This is a genomic window from Massilia sp. DWR3-1-1, from assembly GCF_049898325.1.
In the GTDB taxonomy this organism is placed as follows: Bacteria; Pseudomonadota; Gammaproteobacteria; order Burkholderiales; family Burkholderiaceae_D; genus JAFCUW01.
On the sequence record NZ_JAFCXL010000004.1, the window covers coordinates 207,056 to 225,987 of the forward strand.

General features: G+C 69.6%; 13 protein-coding genes. 4 read left to right on the forward strand and 9 right to left on the reverse strand.

Annotated features, from left to right (window positions below; all coding sequences use genetic code 11):
• Positions 1-109: 109 nt before the first annotated feature.
• The 4 genes from ACP7EY_RS06255 (at position 110) to ACP7EY_RS06270 (ending at position 6,187) form a co-directional block, all read left to right on the forward strand.
• On the forward strand, positions 110-1,150 hold the full coding sequence (locus ACP7EY_RS06255; protein ID WP_426191578.1) for a zinc-dependent alcohol dehydrogenase: 1,041 nt from the start codon (positions 110-112) through the stop codon (positions 1,148-1,150).
• A 101-nt stretch (positions 1,151-1,251) separates the two neighbouring features.
• Positions 1,252-2,292 carry an HlyD family secretion protein gene (locus tag ACP7EY_RS06260; protein WP_426191681.1) on the forward strand — a complete coding sequence of 347 codons (1,041 nt, stop codon included), beginning with the start codon at positions 1,252-1,254 and terminating at the stop codon, positions 2,290-2,292.
• Positions 2,289-5,039, forward strand: coding sequence for a ribosome-associated ATPase/putative transporter RbbA (rbbA, locus tag ACP7EY_RS06265; RefSeq protein ID WP_426191580.1), 2,751 nt, complete (start codon positions 2,289-2,291; stop codon positions 5,037-5,039). The genes ACP7EY_RS06260 and rbbA overlap by 4 nt, the downstream gene beginning before the upstream one ends.
• Positions 5,040-5,041: 2 nt before the next feature.
• Entirely contained in the window at positions 5,042-6,187 is a 1,146-nt protein-coding gene (locus tag ACP7EY_RS06270) for an ABC transporter permease (protein WP_426191582.1), read from the forward strand.
• 9 nt (positions 6,188-6,196) lie between these two features.
• Here the strand turns inward: ACP7EY_RS06270 and ACP7EY_RS06275 are convergent, their stop codons facing one another.
• From ACP7EY_RS06275 to ACP7EY_RS06315, 9 genes are all read right to left on the reverse strand, one after another.
• Entirely contained in the window at positions 6,197-6,640 is a 444-nt protein-coding gene (locus tag ACP7EY_RS06275; RefSeq protein WP_426191584.1) for a PRC-barrel domain-containing protein, read from the reverse strand.
• A 75-nt stretch (positions 6,641-6,715) separates the two neighbouring features.
• Complete coding sequence (dnaK, locus tag ACP7EY_RS06280; RefSeq protein WP_426191586.1) at positions 6,716-8,599, reverse strand: molecular chaperone DnaK; 1,884 nt, start codon at positions 8,597-8,599, stop codon at positions 6,716-6,718.
• Between the two features lie 44 nt (positions 8,600-8,643).
• Positions 8,644-9,603, reverse strand: coding sequence for a bifunctional enoyl-CoA hydratase/phosphate acetyltransferase (locus tag ACP7EY_RS06285; RefSeq protein ID WP_426191588.1), 960 nt, complete (start codon positions 9,601-9,603; stop codon positions 8,644-8,646).
• Positions 9,604-9,617: 14 nt separating this feature from the next.
• Positions 9,618-10,652 carry a dihydroorotate dehydrogenase-like protein gene (locus ACP7EY_RS06290; RefSeq protein WP_426191590.1) on the reverse strand — a complete coding sequence of 345 codons (1,035 nt, stop codon included), beginning with the start codon at positions 10,650-10,652 and terminating at the stop codon, positions 9,618-9,620.
• A gap of 1 nt (position 10,653) precedes the next feature.
• On the reverse strand, positions 10,654-14,223 hold the full coding sequence (gene nifJ / locus ACP7EY_RS06295; RefSeq protein ID WP_426191592.1) for a pyruvate:ferredoxin (flavodoxin) oxidoreductase: 3,570 nt from the start codon (positions 14,221-14,223) through the stop codon (positions 10,654-10,656).
• Positions 14,220-15,866, reverse strand: a complete 1,647-nt coding sequence (locus tag ACP7EY_RS06300; RefSeq protein WP_426191594.1) for an NAD(P)-binding protein — start codon at positions 15,864-15,866, stop codon at positions 14,220-14,222. The genes nifJ and ACP7EY_RS06300 overlap by 4 nt, the downstream gene beginning before the upstream one ends.
• Positions 15,867-15,892: 26 nt before the next feature.
• Positions 15,893-17,182, reverse strand: coding sequence for an MFS transporter (locus ACP7EY_RS06305; protein ID WP_426191596.1), 1,290 nt, complete (start codon positions 17,180-17,182; stop codon positions 15,893-15,895).
• Positions 17,183-17,304: 122 nt separating this feature from the next.
• Positions 17,305-17,955: a BON domain-containing protein gene (locus tag ACP7EY_RS06310; RefSeq protein ID WP_426191598.1), complete on the reverse strand. Its 651-nt coding sequence runs from the start codon at positions 17,953-17,955 to the stop codon at positions 17,305-17,307.
• Between the two features lie 109 nt (positions 17,956-18,064).
• On the reverse strand, positions 18,065-18,922 hold the full coding sequence (locus tag ACP7EY_RS06315; RefSeq protein ID WP_426191600.1) for a Crp/Fnr family transcriptional regulator: 858 nt from the start codon (positions 18,920-18,922) through the stop codon (positions 18,065-18,067).
• Positions 18,923-18,932: the final 10 nt, after the last annotated feature.

The following is an 18,932-nucleotide window of genomic DNA, read 5'->3' on the forward strand; positions in this document are numbered from 1 at the left end:
GGCCCGAATGCGCGCAAACACACTGAAGGGCCGCCACCTGCCTCGCTACCATTGGTGTTCAAGCACGTGGCCAGCCCGAAAAGGCCGCCAACCCAACCTGGAGATCGTCATGACACAAACAATGCAAGCCGCCCTCGTCGAAGCCTTCGGTCAAGCGCTGGTGATCCGCGAAGTACCCGTCCCGCAAGCCGGTCCTGGCCAGATCCTGGTAAAAACCGAAGCCTGCGGCGTCTGCCATACGGACCTGCACGCGGCCAATGGCGACTGGCCGCTGCGCCCGGCCTTGCCTTTCATTCCCGGCCACGAAGGGATCGGCATCGTCACCGCGGTGGGCGCCGGCGTGACGAGCGTGCGCGAAGGCGACCGGGTCGGCGTGCCGTGGCTGTATTCGGCCTGCGGCCATTGCGAATACTGCCTGTCGGCGCGCGAACCCGTGTGCGCCGAGGCGCAGTTCGGCGGCTATACCAAAAACGGCGGCTTTGCCGAGTACATCGTCGCCGACCCCAATTATGTGGCGCACATCCCGGCCGGCCTGGGCGCGCGCGAAGCGGCGCCGCTCATTTGCGCCGGCATCACCGTCTACAAGGGCATCAAGGAAACCCAGGCCCGGCCCGGCGAGTGGATCGTCATTTCCGGCATCGGCGGCCTGGGCCACCTGGCCATCCAGTACGCCAAGGCGATGGGCCTGCAGGTGTGCGCGGTCGATATCGACAAGGGCAAGCTGGCACACGCCAAGCTGCTGGGCGCGGCCGTGATCATCAATGCGCTCGACAGCGACGCCATCGAGGCCGTGAAAATGGCCACCGGCGGCGGCGCCCACGGTGTGCTCATCACGGCGCCTTCGCTGGCCGCCTTCCGCCAGGGCGTGGCGATGACGCGCAAGTGGGGCACCTGCGTGCTGGTCGGCTTGCCGCCCGGTGAATTTCCCACCCCCTTGTTTGACGTGGTGGCCAACTGCATCACCATCCGCGGCTCGTTTGTGGGCAGCCGGCGCGACATGGCCGAGGCGCTGGCCTTCGCCGTCGACGGCAAGGTCAAGGCGGACATCGAACTGCAACCGCTATCGGCTATCAACGAGGTCTTTACCCGGCTCGAACACGGCCAGGTGCCGTCGCGGGTGGTGATCGATTTCGCTCCCGCCGGGAAGTGACCGACACAGTCACCGCGCCCGCCGCCGCGGCGACGCCGGACGCGGCGCCAACGCCGGCGCCGACAGCGCCTGGATTGCTCGCCGGTGCCCGGGCCAAGTGGATGGCCGGCGCCAGCCTGGCGGCCTTGTTGGCCATCGGCGTTGGCAGCTGGTATGTGCTGCGGCCCAGCGGCCCCGGGCCCGGCTTTGTCAGCGGTAACGGCCGCATCGAGGCCACCGAGACCGATGTCGCCACCCGCGTCGGCGGCCGGGTCGACACCATCGTCGTGCGCGAGGGCGATGTGGTCCAGGCCGGCCAGCTGCTGGCGACGATGCGCGACGAACCCTTGATGGCCCAGCGCGACGAGGCGCGCGCGCGCCAGCAGCAGGCCAGCGACAACGTCGGCGCCCTGCAGGCGCAGGTGGCGATGCGCCAGAGCGAGCAGCTGGCCGCCAGCGCCGTGGTGCGCCAGCGCGCGAGCGATCTCGACGCCGCGCGCCGGCGCCTGGCCCGCTCGGAGCGGCTGGCAGCCGCCGGCGCCGCCTCGGTGCAGGAACTCGACCGCGCCCGTGTCGGTGGCGCCGAAGCGGTGCTGGCGGCCGCCGTCGCCCAGGTCGACGCCGCCGCCGCCGCCATCGGCGCGGCGCGCGCGCAGGTGGTGGGCGCCCGTTCGGCGGTGGTGGCGGCGCTGGCCACCACCGCGCGGGTCGACGCCGACATCACCGACAATGCCCTGCGCGCGCCCGCCGCGGGACGGGTGCAGTACCGCGTCGCCGAGCCTGGCGAAGTGCTGGCCGCGGGCGGCAAGGTGCTCAACCTGGTCGACCTGGGCGACGTCTATCTGACCTTCTTCCTGCCCGAAGCGGCCGTGGGCAAGCTGGCCATCGGCAGCGAGGTGCGGCTGGTGCTCGACGGCGCGCCTGTGCAGGTGCTGCCGGCCACCATCTCGTTTGTCGCCAGTACGGCGCAATTTACCCCCAAGACGGTGGAGACGGCCAGCGAGCGCCAGCGGCTGATGTTTCGCGTCAAGGCGCAACTGGGCCGCGCCCTGCTGCTGCGCCAGCAGGGCCGCGTCAAACCCGGCTTGCCGGGCGTGGCCTGGGTGCGGCTCGATGCGGCCCAGCCGTGGCCGGCCCAGCTGGCCCTGACGGCGGCGCCGTGAACGAGGCGGCCGCGCCGGTGATCCGCCTGCGCGCGGTGACGCTGCATTACGACAAGACGATCGCGCTCGACGGCGTCGACCTGGCGCTGCCGGCGGGCGCCATGATCGGCCTGATCGGCCCCGATGGCGTGGGCAAATCGAGCCTGATGGCGCTGGTGGCGGGCGCCCGCGCCGTGCAAGCGGGGACGGTGGAGGTGCTGGGCGGTGACATGGCCGCCAAGGCGCACCGCGACGCCGTCTGCGCGCGCATCGCCTACATGCCGCAGGGCCTGGGCAAGAACCTGTACCCGACGCTGTCGGTGGAAGAAAATCTGCAGTTTTTCGCGCGCCTGTTCGGCCATGACCGGCACGAACGGCGCCGCCGCATCGACAGCCTGGCCGGCAGCACCGGCCTGTTGCCCTTCCTCGAGCGCGCCGCCGGCCAGCTTTCCGGCGGCATGAAACAAAAGCTGGGCCTGTGCTGCTCCCTGATCCACGATCCCGACCTGTTGATCCTCGATGAGCCGACCACCGGCGTCGACCCGCTGGCGCGCGCGCGCTTCTGGGACCTGATTGGAGCAATCCGCGCCGCCCGGCCCGGCATGAGCGTGCTGGTGGCGACCGCCTACATGGAAGAAGCCGAGCGCTTCGACCTGCTGGTCGCGCTCGACGCCGGCCGCGTGCTCGCGCGCGGCACCCCGGCGGCGCTGCTGGCCGCCAGTTCCAGCGCCACGCTGGAAGACGCCTTCATCGCGCTGTTGCCGGAAGGGCGACGGCGCGGCCACCAGCCGGTGCAGATCACGCCCCTGCCGGCGGAAAACGCGGCCAGCCGCGCCGCAGGCCTGGCCATCGAGGCGCGTGGCCTCTGCAAGCGCTTCGGCGACTTTTGCGCGGTCGACCAGGTCAGCTTCCAGATTCGCCGCGGCGAGATTTTCGGCTTTCTCGGCTCGAACGGCTGCGGCAAATCGACCACCATGAAAATGCTCACGGGCCTGCTGCCGGCCAGCGCCGGCCAGGCGCTGCTGTTCGGCCAGTCCGTGCGCGCGGGCGACCTGGCGGCGCGGCACCAGGTCGGCTACATGTCGCAGGCGTTTTCCCTGTACCAGGAATTGACGGTGCGCCAGAACCTGGTGCTGCACGCGCGCCTGTTCCAGGTGCCGCCGGCGCAGATCGATCCGCGCATCCTGGCGCTGGCCACGCGCTTCGACCTGCTGGGCGTGCTCGATAGCTTGCCCGAGACGCTGCCGCTGGGCGTGCGCCAGCGCCTGTCGCTGGCGGTGGCCGTGGTCCACCAGCCGCGCCTGCTGATACTCGACGAACCCACATCGGGCGTCGACCCCATCGCGCGCGACAATTTCTGGCGCCTGATGATCGAGCTGGCGCGGCGCGACGGCGTCACCATCTTCATCTCCACCCATTTCATGAACGAGGCGGCGCGCTGCGACCGCATCGCGCTGATGCACGCCGGCCGGGTGCTGGTGACGGCCCCGCCCGCCGAACTGGCGCGCCAGCGCGGCGTGGCGACGCTCGAGCAGGCGTTTATCAGTTACCTGGTGGAGGCCGGTGGCGAGGCAGCGCCGGCGCCGGCGCCGCTGGTGTCGCCGGCTGTGGTGGCGGGGGCAAGCGGGGCGCCGCGGCGGCGCTGGTTCAGCCTGAACCGGGCCCTCAGCTATGCCTGGCGCGAAGCGCTCGAACTGCGCCATGACCCGGTGCGCGCCACGCTGGCGCTGGGCGGCTCGCTGCTGCTGTTGCTGGTGATCGGCTACGGCATCAGCCTGGATGTGGAAAACCTCAATTTTGCCGTGCTCGATCGCGACCAGAGTGGCAGCAGTCGCAGCTACGCGCTCAACCTGGCTGGTTCGCGCTATTTTACCGAGCAGGCGCCGCTGACCGACGGCGCCGCGCTCGACGCGCGCATGCGCAGCGGCGAGCTGGCGCTGGCCCTGGAAATACCGCCCGGCTTCGGCCGCCGCGTCGCCCGCGGCGAAGCCGTCAGCGTCGGCGCCTGGGTTGATGGCGCCATGCCGCAGCGGGGCGAAACGGCGCAGAGCTACCTGGTGGCGATGCACCAGCTGTGGCTGGCCGAACATGCGCGCGCCAGCGTGGGCGCGCATGCCGGCAGCGCGGTCGACATCCTCACCCGCTTTCGCTACAACCCCGACGTCAAGAGCTTGCCGGCGATGGTGCCGGCGGTGATACCGCTGTTGCTGCTGATGCTGCCGGCGATGCTGGCGGCGCTGTCGGTGGTGCGCGAGAAGGAAATGGGCTCGATCCTCAACCTGTACGTCACCCCCGTCACCCGCAGCGAATTCTTGATCGGCAAGCAAGCACCGTACGTGCTGCTGGCGATGCTCAATTATTTGCTGATGACGCTGTTCGCGGTGACGGTGTTCGGGGTGCCCCTGAAGGGCAGTTTTCTCAGCCTGAGCGTGGCGGCCCTGCTGTACGTGCTGTGCGCCACCGGGATCGGCCTGCTGGCCTCGACCTTCACCCGCAGCCAGATTTCGGCCATCTTCCTCACCCTGATCGGCACCATGATCCCCGCCATCCAGTTTGCCGGGCTGATCAATCCGGTCAGTTCGCTCGAGGGCGTGGGGCGGCTGATTGGCACGGCCTATCCGGCCACCCACATGCTGGCCATCAGCCGGGGCGTGTTCAACAAGGCGCTGGGCTGGCAGGCCTTGCGCGCCGACTACCTGGCGCTGCTGCTGGCGCTGCCGCTGATCCTGGGCCTGGCGATTGCGCTGCTGAGAAAGCAGGAGCGATGAAGATGCCGGGCACAGGGGCGGCGCGCCTCGACAACATCTACCGGCTGGGGGTGAAGGAGTTGTGGACCCTGTTGCGCGACCCGATGATGCTGCTGCTGATCGTCTATACCTTCAGCGCATCCGTGTACGTGGCCGCCACCGCCCAGCCGGAGACGCTGCACCGGGCCGCCATCGCCATCGTCGACATGGATGCGTCGCCGCTGTCGGCGCGCCTGGTCGCCGCGTTTGCGCCGCCCCAGTTCACCACCCCGGTGCTGATCGACGGCGGCGCCGCCGACGCTGGTCTCGACAGCGGCGACTACACTTTCGTGCTCGACATTCCCGCCAATTTTCAGCGCGACCTGCTGGCCGGGCGCGGCGCGGCGCTGCAACTGAACGTCGACGCCACCCGCATGAGCCAGGCGTTTGGCGGCAGCGGCTACATTGCCCAGATCGCCGCGGCCGAAATCACCGACTTCGGCGTGCGCGAGCATGGCCTTGTGGTGGCGGCGCCGGCGATCACGCTGGTCGCGCGCGCGCGCTTCAATCCCACGCTGGCGCAGTCCTGGTTTGGCAGCGTGATGGAAGTGATCAACAACGTCACCATGCTGTCGGTGATACTGACCGGCGCGGCGCTGATCCGCGAGCGCGAGCACGGCACCATCGAACACCTGCTGGTGATGCCCGTCACGCCCGCCGACATCATCCTGGCCAAGGTCTGGTCGATGGGGCTGGTGGTGCTGGCGGCGGCTGCGCTGTCGCTGATTTTTATTGTCCGCGGCGCCCTGCAGGTGCCCTTGCAGGGCTCGGCCTGCTTGCTGCTGCTGGGCGCCACCCTGCACCTGTGCGCCACCACCGCCATGGGCATCCTGATGGCGACGGTGGCGCGCAGCATGCCGCAGTTCGGCATGCTGGTGATCCTGATCCTGCTGCCCCTGCAATTGCTGTCGGGCGGCGTGACGGCGCGCGAGAGCATGCCGGCGGCGCTGCAAACGATCATGCAGGCGGCGCCCACCACCCATTTCGTCGCGCTGGCCCAGGCGATTGTCTACCGTGGCGCCGGCATGGCGGTGGTGTGGCCCCACCTGCTGGCGCTGATCGCGATCGCCGCCGTGCTGTTCGGCGGCTCCTTGCTGCTGTTTCGGCGCCGGGTGGCGCAGATGGCGTGAGGTTCGAACTTATCGACTACGCACGATGACCGCGCTGTCGTAGCTAAAGCGCGGCATGGCCTTGAGCGAGGCCTGCGAGGCTCCCGGCAGGTGCAGCAGGCCCTTGCGGTCGGTGACTGCGGCGAACGGCAAGGCGACCGCGTGGCCGCCGATTTCAGCGTGGCCGCCCACGCCGATGATCAGCACGAAGGGCGCGGCGGCGCTCGTCACCACCAGGTCGATCACCGTGCCGATCTGCTCGCCCCCGTCATCGTAGATGGGGCGTCCCAGCAGGCCGCGCTGGACGCTCCAGCCCTTGACGGGCGTGGCCGAGGAGGGCAATTGCATGGTGACGATGGTGCTGGCGCGGCTGGCCTGGGCGTGGGCGACGCCCGGCGCCAGCGCCAGCGCCAGCGCGGCGCCAAGGCAGGCCAGGATCGTCGAGGCCGGACGGCATAAGAAAGAGGGTGGCATAAGATACTCCAGGTGGTATGCGATAAGGGGACAGCAGGCAGCCATCGCGGCTGCCCGCCAGTGTGAAGCGCGCAATCAGACGTCGGTAAATTCGGCGTCCATCGCCTGCTTGCCGTCGCTGCCTGGCGGCGCTTTGGCCGGCTCTTGCGCTGGCGCCGCCTGCAGGGGCAGCACTGCCGCGGCCAGCGCGGCGATATCGGTCGCGATCTGCGCGCTGTCGCCGTTGCGCATTGCGTCGTCGAGCGCGGCGATGCACGTTTCGACCGCGGCCGCGGCGGCGCCGTCGGCCCCGGCGCCCTGCGCGGCGATGGCCTTTTTCGCTGTGTGGATCGCCACATCGGCCTGGTTGCGCGCATCGGTCAGCAGGCGCAGCGCATGATCGGCCTGGGCGTTCTTGGCGGCGTCATCGACCATATTGCGGATTTCCTGTTCCGTCAGGCCCGAGTTGGCCTTGATGGTGATGGTGTTTTCCTTGCCGCTGGCCTTGTCCCTGGCGCCCACGTGCAAGATGCCGTTGGCGTCGATGTCGAAGCTGACGTCGATCTGCGGGGTGCCGCGGGCGGACGGCGGAATCCCCTCGAGATTGAATTCGCCCAGCGCCTTGTTGCCGGCGGCGATCTCGCGCTCGCCCTGGAACACCTTGATCGTCACCGCCGGCTGATTGTCCTCGGCGGTGGAAAACACCTGGCTGATCCGGGTGGGGATGGTGGTGTTCCGTGGGATCATGGTCGACATCACGCCGCCCATGGTCTCGATGCCCAGCGACAGCGGGGTGACGTCGAGCAGCAGCAGATCCTTGCGGTCGCCCGACAGCACGGCGCCCTGGATGGCCGCGCCCACCGCCACCGCTTCGTCGGGGTTGACGTCGCGGCGCGGCTCCTTGCCGAAAAATTCGCGCACCTTCTGCTGCACCTTGGGCATGCGCGTCATGCCGCCGACGAGGATGATGTCGTCGATATCGGCCACCTTGACGCCCGCATCGGCGATCGCCGTGCGGCACGGCGCGATGGTCGCCTCGATCAGGTCTTCCACCAGCGCTTCGAGGCGGGCGCGCGTCATCGTCATGCTCAGGTGGACCGGCGCGCCGTTCGCCATGGCGATGTAGGGCTCGTTGATATCGGTCTGCTGGGCCGACGACAATTCGATTTTCGCCCGTTCGGCCGAGGCCTTGATGCGCTGCAGGGCGATCGGGTCCTTCTTCAGGTCGATCCCGTGCTGCTTCTTGAAGTCGTCGATGATCGAGTCGATGATGCGCTGGTCGAAGTCTTCGCCGCCGAGGAAGGTGTCGCCGTTGGTCGAGAGCACCTCGAACTGCTTTTCGCCGTCGAGCGCGGCGATTTCGATGATGGAAACGTCGAAGGTGCCGCCGCCCAGGTCATACACGGCGATCTTGCGGTCGCCCTGCTGGTTCTTGTCCATGCCGAAGGCGAGCGCCGCGGCGGTGGGCTCGTTGATGATGCGCTTGACATCGAGGCCGGCGATGCGACCGGCGTCCTTGGTCGCTTGTCGCTGGGCGTCGTTGAAATAGGCCGGCACGGTGATGACGGCCTCCGTCACCGCTTCGCCCAGGTAGTCCTCGGCGGTTTTTTTCATCTTGCGCAGCACTTCGGCCGAAATCTGCGGTGGCGCCATTTTCTTGTCGCGCACGCTGATCCAGGCGTCGCCGTTATCGGCCTTGACGATGGCAAAGGGCATCAGGGCGATGTCCTTCTGCACTTCCTTCTCGTCGAACTTGCGGCCGATCAGGCGCTTGACGGCGAACAGGGTATTTTTGGGATTGGTGACCGCCTGACGCTTGGCCGCCGCGCCCACCAGGATTTCGCCGTCCGCCTGGTAGGCCACGATCGAGGGCGTGGTGCGCGTGCCTTCCGCATTGTCGATCACTTTCGGCTGGCCGTTTTCCATCACGGCGACGCAGGAGTTGGTGGTGCCCAGATCGATACCGATGATTTTGCTCATGATGTTGTTCTTTCTTTGTGGGTTAGTGAAAGGGAAGGGGGGCTTTATTTGGGCCAGCCCTGCTGGTGGCGTGCCAGCAGCAGGGCGATGGCGCAGGAGCCCAGTCGCGCCAGCGTGGGATCGGCGCGGCTGGTGAGGATGATGGGCACGCGCGCGCCCAGCACGATGCCGGCCATCTGCGCGCCGCCCAGGTATTCGAGCTGCTTGGCGAGCATATTGCCCGCCTCGATGTCGGGCACCAGCAGGATGTCGGCGTGGCCGGCGACGGGCGAAATGATGCCCTTGATGAGGGCGGCCGACGCCGACACGGCATTGTCGAAGGCCAGCGGGCCGTCGAGCAGGGCGCCGCGGATCTGGCCCCGCTCGGCCATCTTGCACAAGGCCGCCGCGTCGAGCGTCGACTGCATGGCGGGATTGACGGTTTCGACGGCGCACAGCAGCGCCACCCGGGGCCGCACGATGCCCAGCGCGCGCACCATGTCGACAGCGTTTTGTACGATGTCGCGCTTGGCCGCCAGGTCGGGGCTGATGTTCAGGGCGGCGTCGGTGATGAACAGCCAGCGCGGATAGGCGGGGGCGTCGATGGCGAACACGTGGCTCATGCGGCGCCCCGTGCGCAGGCGCGCCTGCGGCGCCACCACCGCGTGCATCAATTCGTCCGTGTGCAGGCTGCCCTTCATCAGCGCTTCGACCTGGCCGTCGCCGGCCATTGCCGCCGCCGCCTCGGCAGCGGCCGCGCTGTGCTCGACGTTGACGACCTCGATGCCGGTCAGGTCGATGCCGGCGCTATCGGCGGCGGCGTGGATCTTGTGCGCCGGCCCCACCAGCACCGGCACGATCAGGCCCAGATGCGCCGCGTCGACGGCCGCCGTCAGGGCGTGCGTGTCGACCGGATGGACCACCGCCGTGCGCAGCGGCGGCATGCCGGCCGTCATGGCAATGAGCTTGCGGTAGCCAGTGCCGCTCTGGTGGCCTGAGGCGGGCGGGTGGATCAGTTCTGTCATGGGATGGTCTTTCCTCAGATATGACGCACGGGCGGCATCTGCCCGTTGTGGGCGGGCGTGCTCTGGTAGCCCTGCAGGATGTCAATGTAATTGGCGCGCTGGTACTCCTCGGGACGGGCGCAGTTGCCCTGGGCGAGCAGCCCGCGCATGCGCGTCAGGTCGTCCATGTCGCGCTGCGCCAGCCACTGCTTGAGGCCATCGACGAGGGTGCGCATGTGGCCCACGCCGTGTTCGAGCAGGGCCGAGGTGGTCATGACGACATCGGCGCCGGCCAGCAGGTACTGGACGACGTCGTCGGCGCTGTGCACGCCCGTGCTGGCGGCCAGCGAGGCGTTGATGCGCCCGTGCAGGATGGCGATCCACAACAGCGGCAGGCGCATCTCGGACGGGTGGCTCAGCTCGAGCTGCTTGCGGATTTTCAGGCGCACGGTGTCGATGTCGGGCTGGTAGAAACGGTTGAACAGCACCAGCGCATCGGCGCCGGCGCCGGCCAGTTCGATGGCGAAGTGGCCCGGCGCGCTGAAGTAGGGGCTGAGCTTGACGGCGAGCGGGATGCGCACGCGCTGGCGCACGGCGGCGACGATGTCGAGGTAGCGCTGCTCGACGGCGCGGCCGTCCAGCGACAGGTCGGCGGCGACAAAATACATGTTCAATTCGAGCGCGGCGGCGCCGGCGTCCTCGAGCTGGCGCGCGTAATTGACCCAGCTTCCCACGCTGGCGCCGTTCAGGCTGGCGATCACGGGAATGGCCAGCTGGCGGCTGGCGTCGCGCACCAGGTCGATGTATTGCACCGCCTGCAGCTGATGGCGGGCCGGCGCCGGCAGGTAGCTGGCCGCCTCGGGCGAGTTGTGGGCGCCGGCGCCGCTCAACGCTTCATCGCGGCGCGCCTGCGCTTCGAGCTGCTCGGCGAACAGCGAGGGCAGCACCACCGCGCCGGCGCCGGCGTCCTGCAGGGCCAGCAGCTTGGGGAGTTCGGAGGTCAGCGGCGAGGCCGAGGCCACCAGCGGTGAGTGCAATAGCAGGCCCATGTAGGGGGTCGTCAGGTTCATGTCATGCTCCTTGAGGGCGGTGGCGCCCGGTGGTGTCGCTGGCCAGGTGTTCGTACTGGCGGTATTTGTCGGTCACGGCGCGCTGGGCGGCCGCCATCAGGGTGGCGGCGGCGCCCGGGTCGCGCCGCGCCAGCGCGGTGTAGCGCAGCTCGTTGCCGGCATAGGCGGCGAACGGCAGCGAGGGCCGTGGCGAGTCGAGGCGGAAGGGATTGCGGCCGGCCGCTCCCATGGGCGGACTGAAACGCAGCAGGGGCCAATAGCCGCAGGCGACGGCCAGGTCCTGCTGGTGCATGCCCTGGCGCATATCGATGCCGTGGGCGATGCAGTGGCTGTAGGCGAGGATGATCGACGGGCCGGAATAGGCCTCGGCCTCGCGAAACGCCTGCAAGGTCTGCTGCGCGTTGGCGCCCAGCGCCACCTGCGCCACGTACACGTTGCCGTACGCCATCATCTGCAGGGCCAGGTCCTTGCGCGCCGTGCGCTTGCCGGCGCTGGCAAACTTGGCCACCGCGCCCAGCGGGGTCGCCTTCGAGGCCTGGCCGCCCGTGTTCGAATACACCTCGGTGTCGAGCACCAGCACATTGACGTCGCGCCCGCTGGCGAGCACGTGGTCGAGTCCACCGGAGTCGATGTCATAGGCCCAGCCGTCGCCGCCGACCAGCCAGATACTGCGCCGCACCAGGTGGTCGACCACGGAGAGCAGGTCGCGTGCGGCGTCGAGGTCGAGGGCGGCGAGCGCCGTTTTCAGCTGCGCCACCCGGTCGCGCTGGGCACGGATGGCCGATTCCTCGGTCTGGTCGGCCGCCAGGATGGCCTGCGCCAGCGGCGCGCCCACCGCTGGCGCCAGCGCCGCGAGCAGGGAACGGGCCAGCGCCAGTTGCTGGTCGGCGGCCAGGCGAAAGCCCAGGCCGAATTCGGCATTGTCCTCGAACAGGGAATTGGACCAGGCCGGGCCGCGCCCCTCGCTGTTTTTCGACCACGGCGTGACGGGCAGATTGCCGCCGTAGATCGACGAGCAGCCGGTGGCGTTGGCGATCATGGCGCGGTCGCCGAACAATTGCGACAGCAGCTTGAGGTAGGGCGTCTCGCCGCAGCCGGCGCAGGCGCCGGAAAATTCGAAGGTCGGCTCGAGAAACTGCACGCCGCTGATGCTGGCAAAATTGACCCGTGCCCGGTCGTTCACGGGCAGGCCCTCGAAAAAACCGATGGCCAGCCGCTCGGCCGCCAGCAGCGGCGCCTTCTCGTGCAGATTGAGCGCCTTCAGGTCGGGCACCAGCACGCTGTCGGCGGGGCAGGCTTCGATGCACAGGCCGCAGCCGGTGCAGTCTTCCACGTACAGCTGCAAGGTGAAATGGGTGTGCGGAAAGCCGCGCGCGTTGACGGGCGCCGACTTGAAGGCGGGCGGGGCGCCGCCCAGCCGGTCCTCGTGGTAGTAGCGCGAGCGGATCACGCTGTGCGGGCACACCACGCTGCACTGGCCGCACTGGATGCACAGGCCCGGCTCCCAGACGGGCACGAAGTCGGAGATATTGCGCTTTTCGAACATGCTGGTGGCGCTGGGATAGCTGCCGTCGACGGGCATCGCGCTCACCGGCAGCAGGTCGCCGCGGCCTTCGAGGGCGATGGCGATGAACTTGCGCACGAACGGCGGCGCGCTGGCCGGCACCACGGCCGTCATGGCCAGTTCGCCGCTGACGGCGTCCGGCACCGCCACCGCGTGCAGGCGCGCCAGTGCGCCGTCGACGGCGGCGAAATTGGCTTGCACCACGGCCGTGCCCTTGCTGGCGTAGCTGTGCGCAATCGAGGCCTTGATGCGTTCGATCGCCTGTTCGCGCGGCAGCACACCGCACAGGGCAAAAAAGCAGGTCTGCAAGATGGTGTTGGTCAGGCCCGCCAGCCCCGCTTCGCGGGCGGCGCTGGAGGCGTCGATCACGTGCAGGCGCAATTGCTTGTCGAGGATCTGCCGCTGCACGGGGCGCGGCAAGTGCATCCACACGTCCTGCGGCCCGTAGACGGTATTGAGCAGGAAGATGGCGCCGGGGGCGGCGATCGACAGCAGGTCCTGGCGCAGCAGGAAGTGAAACTGGTGGCAGGCGACGAAGTCGGCGCGCTCGACCAGGTAGGGCGCGTGGATGGGCGCCGCGCCGAAGCGCAGGTGCGAGACCGTGCGCGCGCCCGACTTGTGCGAATCGTAGACAAAATACGCCTGGGCGTTGCGGCCGGCGTCCTCGCCGAGGATTTTTGCGCTGTTCTTGTTGGCGCCCACGGTGCCGTCCGCGCCCAGGCCGTAGAACACGGCGTCGACCTGGTCGCCCACGCGGGCGAGGTGGAACGTTGGGTCCCACGCCAGGCTGCTGTGCGAGACGTCGTCGTCGATGCCGATGGTGTAGCTGTTCTTCGGCTGCGCCGCCCTGAGTTCATCGAACACGGCCCTGGCCATGGCGGGACTGAAGTTCTTCGAGCCCAGGCCGTAGCGCCCGCCCGTCACGCGCGGCATCGCCGTGCGTGCGCCGTTGGCCACCGCCTGCGCCAGCGCGGCGAGCACGTCGAGGTAGAGCGGCTCGCCCGCCGCGCCCGGCTCCTTGGCCTGCTCGAGCACCGTCAGGCGCGTGCACGAGGCGGGCAGGGCGGCGACCAGGTGGGCCGCCGAAAATGGCCGGAACAGGCGCACCTGCAGCACCCCCACCGCTTCGCCGGCACTGTTGAGTAGTGCCGCGACGGCGCGGGCGGTTTCCGCCCCCGAGCCCATCAGCACGATCACGCGGGTGGCGTCGGCCGCGCCGCTGTAGTCGAACAAATGGTACTGGCGCCCCGTCAGGGTGGCGAAGCGGTCCATCGCGTCCTGCACGATGGCCGGCAGCGCCTGGTAGTACGGGTTCACGCTCTCGCGCGCCTGGAAAAACGTGTCGGGATTGTGCGCGGTGCCGCGGATGAAGGGCGCCTCGGGGCTCAGTGCGCGGGCGCGGTGGGCGCGCACCAGGGTGTCGTCGATCATGGCGCGAATGATCTCGTCGGCCACCAGGTCGATGGTATTGAGTTCGTGCGAGGTGCGAAAGCCGTCGAAGAAATGCAGGAATGGCACGCGGCCGCGCAGGGTGGCCGCCTGGGCGATCAGGGCGCTGTCATGCGCCTCCTGCACCGAGGCCGAGGACAGCATGGCAAAGCCGCTGCCGCGCACCGCCATCACATCCGTGTGGTCGCCAAAGATCGACAGCGCCTGGGTGGCGACGGCGCGGGCGGCGACGTGAAAGACGGTACAGCTCAGTTCGCCGGCGATCTTGAACATATTCGGCAGCATCAGCAGCAGGCCCTGCGAGGAGGTGAAGGTGGTGGTCATGGCGCCGCCCTGCAAGGCGCCATGGACGGCGCCGGCGGCGCCCCCTTCGCTCTGCATTTCCTGGATCACGGGGACGTTGCCCCAGATATTGGTGTGCCCGTCCGCCGCCCATTCGTCGGCCAGTTCGGCCATGGTGGACGAGGGGGTGATCGGGTAGATCGCGCACACTTCGTTGACGCGGTAGGCGATGTGGGCGACGGCGCCATTGCCGTCGAGGGTGATGCGACCGCTCATGCCGCCACCTGCGTGGCGGCTGTTTCGGCGATCATCTGCATCGCGTGGCACGGACACTGATCGACGCACACGGCGCAGCCGGTACAGGCCGACAGCAGCACCTCGTAGCCGAGACCGGGGCCGCGCTTGACGATGGCCTGCTCGGGGCAGGCGGCGTAGCAGTTGTCGCATTCGAAGCAGTTCCCGCACGAGAAACAGCGCTGGGCCTCGCGGCGGGCGGCGGATTCGTCGAGCCCGCTGGTGACTTCGTCGAAGCCGCCCACGCGGGCCGCCGGCGCCAGTTCGGCCTGCTGCGCGCGCGCGCCATCGGCGTAGATCGGCAGGTGCAGCATGGCGAAGGTGGCGAGCGCGAGGTCCACCTCGGGCAGCACGGCGCGGCCATCGAGCCAGGCGTCGATGTGGGCGGCGGCGCGGCGGCCGTGGCCGGTGGCGTTGGTCACACTGTGCTGGCCCGGCACCAGGTCGCCGCCGGCGAACACCCCGGGCGCGCCCGTCATCAGGGTGGCGTCGACCGCCACCGCGCCACCGGGCAGGAAGACGATGCCGTCGAGCGCGTGCAGAAAGCCGCTGTCGGCCTGCTGGCCCAGCGCCAGCACGACGGCGTCGGCGGCCAGCGTTTCGAACTGGCCCGTCGGCTGCGGCGTGCCGTCGGCGTCGAGCGCCATCAACTCGAGCTGCAGTGCGCCCGGCCCGACCTGGCGGATGCTGCTGAGCCACTTGATGGTCACCCCTTCGTCCTGCGCTTCCTGCGCCTCGAAGGCGTGCGCTTCCATGTGCGCGCGGTCGCTGATGAAGACGATCACGGCTTCCTCGGCGCCCAGCCGGCGCGCGGTGCGGGCCGCGTCCATCGCCGTGTTACCGGCGCCCACCACGGCGACGCGCCGGCCCAGCTTGACGGCGCTGCCGTCGGCGGCCGCGTGCAGCAGTTTTACCGCCGTCAGCATGCGCCCGGCGTCGCGGCCGGGGATCTCGATGCGCTTGCCCAGCTGGGCGCCGATGGCGAGGAAGACGGCGTCGAACTGGCCGTCGCGGCGCGCCGCGGCCACGTCGGTGACGGCGCAGTCCAGCGTCAAGGTGACGCCCAGCGCGACGATGCGGGCGATTTCGCGCGCGAGGACGACGCGCGGCAGGCGGTAGGCGGGAATACCGTAGTGCAGCATGCCGCCCGCCGCGGCCGACCCCTCGCGGATCTCGACGGCGTGGCCGCGCCGGCGCAGGTGCCAGGCGGCCGACAGGCCGGCCGGGCCCGCGCCGATCACCAGCACCCGCTTGCCCGTCGCCGGCGGCACGGCGATGGTCCAGCCCTGTTCGAGCGCCATGTCGCCCAGCAGGCGCTCGACGGCGTGGATGCTGACGGCGCTGTCAAGCGCGCCCCGGTTGCAGGCGCTCTCGCACGGGTGATAACAGACCCGCCCGTGCACGCCGGGCAGGGGATTGGCCTCGACCAGCTTGTGCCAGGCCCGTTCGAACTTGCCTGCCCGGGCCAGCGCCAGCCAGGCCTGGATGTCTTCGCCGGCCGGACAGGCTTGCTGGCACGGCGCCGTCAGATTGGCGTACAGGGGCCGCGCGCTGCGGCGCGGGCCGGCGCCGGCGTGGCGCAAGGGGTCGAGGCGGGCGGTGAGGTCGTGAAATGGGGCGGGCATGGGTCGCTTTCGGTGAACAATCAGGATCAGGCGGGGACGGCGGCGGCGGCAGCAGGGAGGCGCACAGCGCTCCCGGTTTCCTTGAGAAACAGCGCCAGCACGATGGCCAGCGCAATGCCGGCCAGGCCCCACCCGCCCCAGTGGCGGAAGTCCTGCAGGTCGAGGGCGGCGCCGGCGGCGTCGTGCCCGAGCACCCAGCCGGCCACCGGCGCGGCCACGGCGCTGAGGGAAAACACCAGGAAGTTCATGGCGCCGGTGGCGCTGCCCTTGATGCCGTCGGGATTGACTTCCTTGATGATGGAATACGGGATCATGGCCGCGCCCGAGGCGAAGCCGAACAGCAGGCCGCCCAGGTAGGCCGGCATGAGCCCGACCGGCAGGAACAGGATGGCCGCCGCCAGCGCCAGCATCGCCACGGCGCTGGCAATGAGCACCGGCTTGCGGCGCCCCAGGCGATCGGCCAGGTAGCCCAGCAGGGGCGCGCCCACCACCCAGCCCAGCGGCACCATGGCGGCGCGGTTGACGGCGTCGGCGTGGGTGGCGCCATAACCGTCCTGCAGCATCGCCACGCCCCAGATCATGTCGCCGATGGTGGTGGGCAGAAACAGCAGGCCCGCGCAGAAGCCGCACAGATACGACTGTGGATTCGACAGTACGATCTTGTAGGGCGCGAACATCTGCCCCAGCGTGCCGCGGCTGGCCGCTGCCTGCGCCGGTTCGGCCGGGGTGGCCAGCAGCGTGACCACGGCCAGCACGGCGGTGACGGCGCCGGCGGCCAGCCAGAAGTGCGGCCAGCTGATGGCGCCATGAATGAGCGGCGAGACGATGAACTGGCCACCGGCGCCGCCCAGCATGCCGAACATCTGGGTGGCGCCGACGGTGGTGGCGAGCAGCCGCGCGGGAAAGCCGCGCGTGGCCAGGTAGACGGCGCCGACGAAAGCGAAGGCGGCGCCGGCGCCCTGCAGCAGGCGGCCGGCCTGGGCGGCGCCCACGCTGCCCACGCCAAACAGGGCGGCGCCGATGGCCAGCAAAGCGATGCCAGCGGGGATCGACAGCCTGGCGCCGTAGCGGTCGAGCGCCGCGCCGGCGATGATGGAGAAGCCGGCGTAGGTGTAATAGTAGAGGCCGAGCAGTGAGCTCAAGCCCAGCGCGCCAAGCGCCCAGGCGCTGCGCAATTCGGGCAGCATGACGCCGGGCGCGGAGCGCAGCGCATACTGCAAGAAATAGAAGACCGCGCACAGCAGCCAGGCGCAGATGAACAAGGGATGGAAGCCATCGGCGCGGGCGCTTGGGCTGGGTGCGGCGCGCGATGGCATGCTCGTTCTCCTGTGGCAGCGCCGCTGCGCGGGTGCGCGGCAGGCGCTGTCGATGCCCCACAGTAGCGGGGCGGCGCGAGAACATCTGTGTGTCTGCGCGCTTTGGCCCCCTGGCGCCGTGCTCAGGCCAGGCGCAGGTGGTCGATGACCTCGTGCACGCCGGGCGAGCTCCAGGCCGCATGGCAGGCCAGATTGTGTTCGGTCCAGTTCGCCACCAGCCCCGTCAGCGTCACGGTATCGCCGTTCACGCTGACGGCGATGCGGCTGGCGTCCTGGTGCGCGCGGCGCTTGAGCGAGGCTTCGATCTGGTCCTGGACGACGAGCGCGCTGACGTGCGGCTGGACCACGATCTGGTCGCTCACGCCCGTCACCCCCATCAGGTAGCGCACCGCCTGCACGGCGGCATGGCGCTGGTAGGCCCAGGCGAGCTTGCCGCTCAGGGTCACGTAACCGCCTTCCACCGTCACCTGCACCGCATGGTCAGGCACGGCGGTGGACCAGAGCAGGGTGTTTTCGACGGTGCGCGCGATGTCGACATCGTCGCGCCGGCTCGAGCCGGCCAGCCGCACCTCGAGGGCGACGGTGAGCGCGCGCACGCCGCTGACCTGGCGGGCGGCGTTCTCGGCATCCCATTTTTCGGCGAAGCTGGCCACCTCGCCGCTGAGGGTGACGATGCCCTCGTGGACTTGCACGCCGATGGCGGTGGCGTCGATGGCGGGGTCCCAGGCCAGTTCGGCCAGCACGTCCTGCTGTAGTGTGATATCGGTTTTCATGGCGCTCTTTCGTGTCGTGGAGAGAGCTTGAGCCTGCCCTGTCGGGCGCGCGCCATCAGTGTGTTAGCGCGCTTTCAGGGCGCAGTCGGGCCGCTGTCCGGCGCGCGCCTCAGACGAAGGTCAGCAGCGACTGACCCGCGTCGCCGTCGGCGCCCGCGCCGTCGGCACGGGGCAGGCGGCGCTCCGGTTCGGCGAAGTGGAAAGGGGGTAAGGCGCCGCTGGGGCGCCAGACGATGCCCAGCCCCGGCGTGGCCGTGGCCAGGTCCGGCAACAGCCGCGCGGTGGCATGGCGCACCACGTCATAGCATTCGCATACGTGCTCGGCCAGGCCGGCGCGGCTGAGCACCGTCACGTGGCCGCGGCGCCAGCGGATGATGCCCAGTTCCTGCAGCCAGCGGGCGGCGTCGGTGACGCCCTCGCGGCGCACGCCGATGATGGCGCCGATTTCCTCCTGCGTCGCCGCCAGCTCGTTCAACGAGGAGCGGTCCAGCATTTGCAGCAGGTAGCGGCACAGGCGCTGCTTGGTGCTGTGGTGGCTGTTGCAGGCGGCCAGTTGCGAAATCTGCGTCAGGCGCGCCTCGGTATAGCGCAACAGCAGGCGCAGCAAGGGGCCGCCCCGATAGAACTCCTCCATCAGGCGCGCCGCCGCCAGCCGGTAGGCGTAGCCGCCCGTCTGCACCACGGCCCGGCCGGCCGAGCGGCCGCCACCCATCAATAGCGACACCCCCAGCATGCCCTCGTTGCCGATGCGGGTAATCTCGGAGGTGCCGCCGTCCTCGAGCAGATAGTCGAGCGAGACGGTGGCGGTGATGGGGAAGTACACGGACGCCATCTTGCCGTCGGCCTGGTAGAGCACATCGCCGCGGTCGAGCGCGATCAGCTCGAAGTGGGCCGACAGGCGCTGGTAGGCGCTGCTGTCGCATTCGGCCAGCAGGCGGTTTTTACGGGGATGAAGTATGGTCAGCATGGAAACGGGT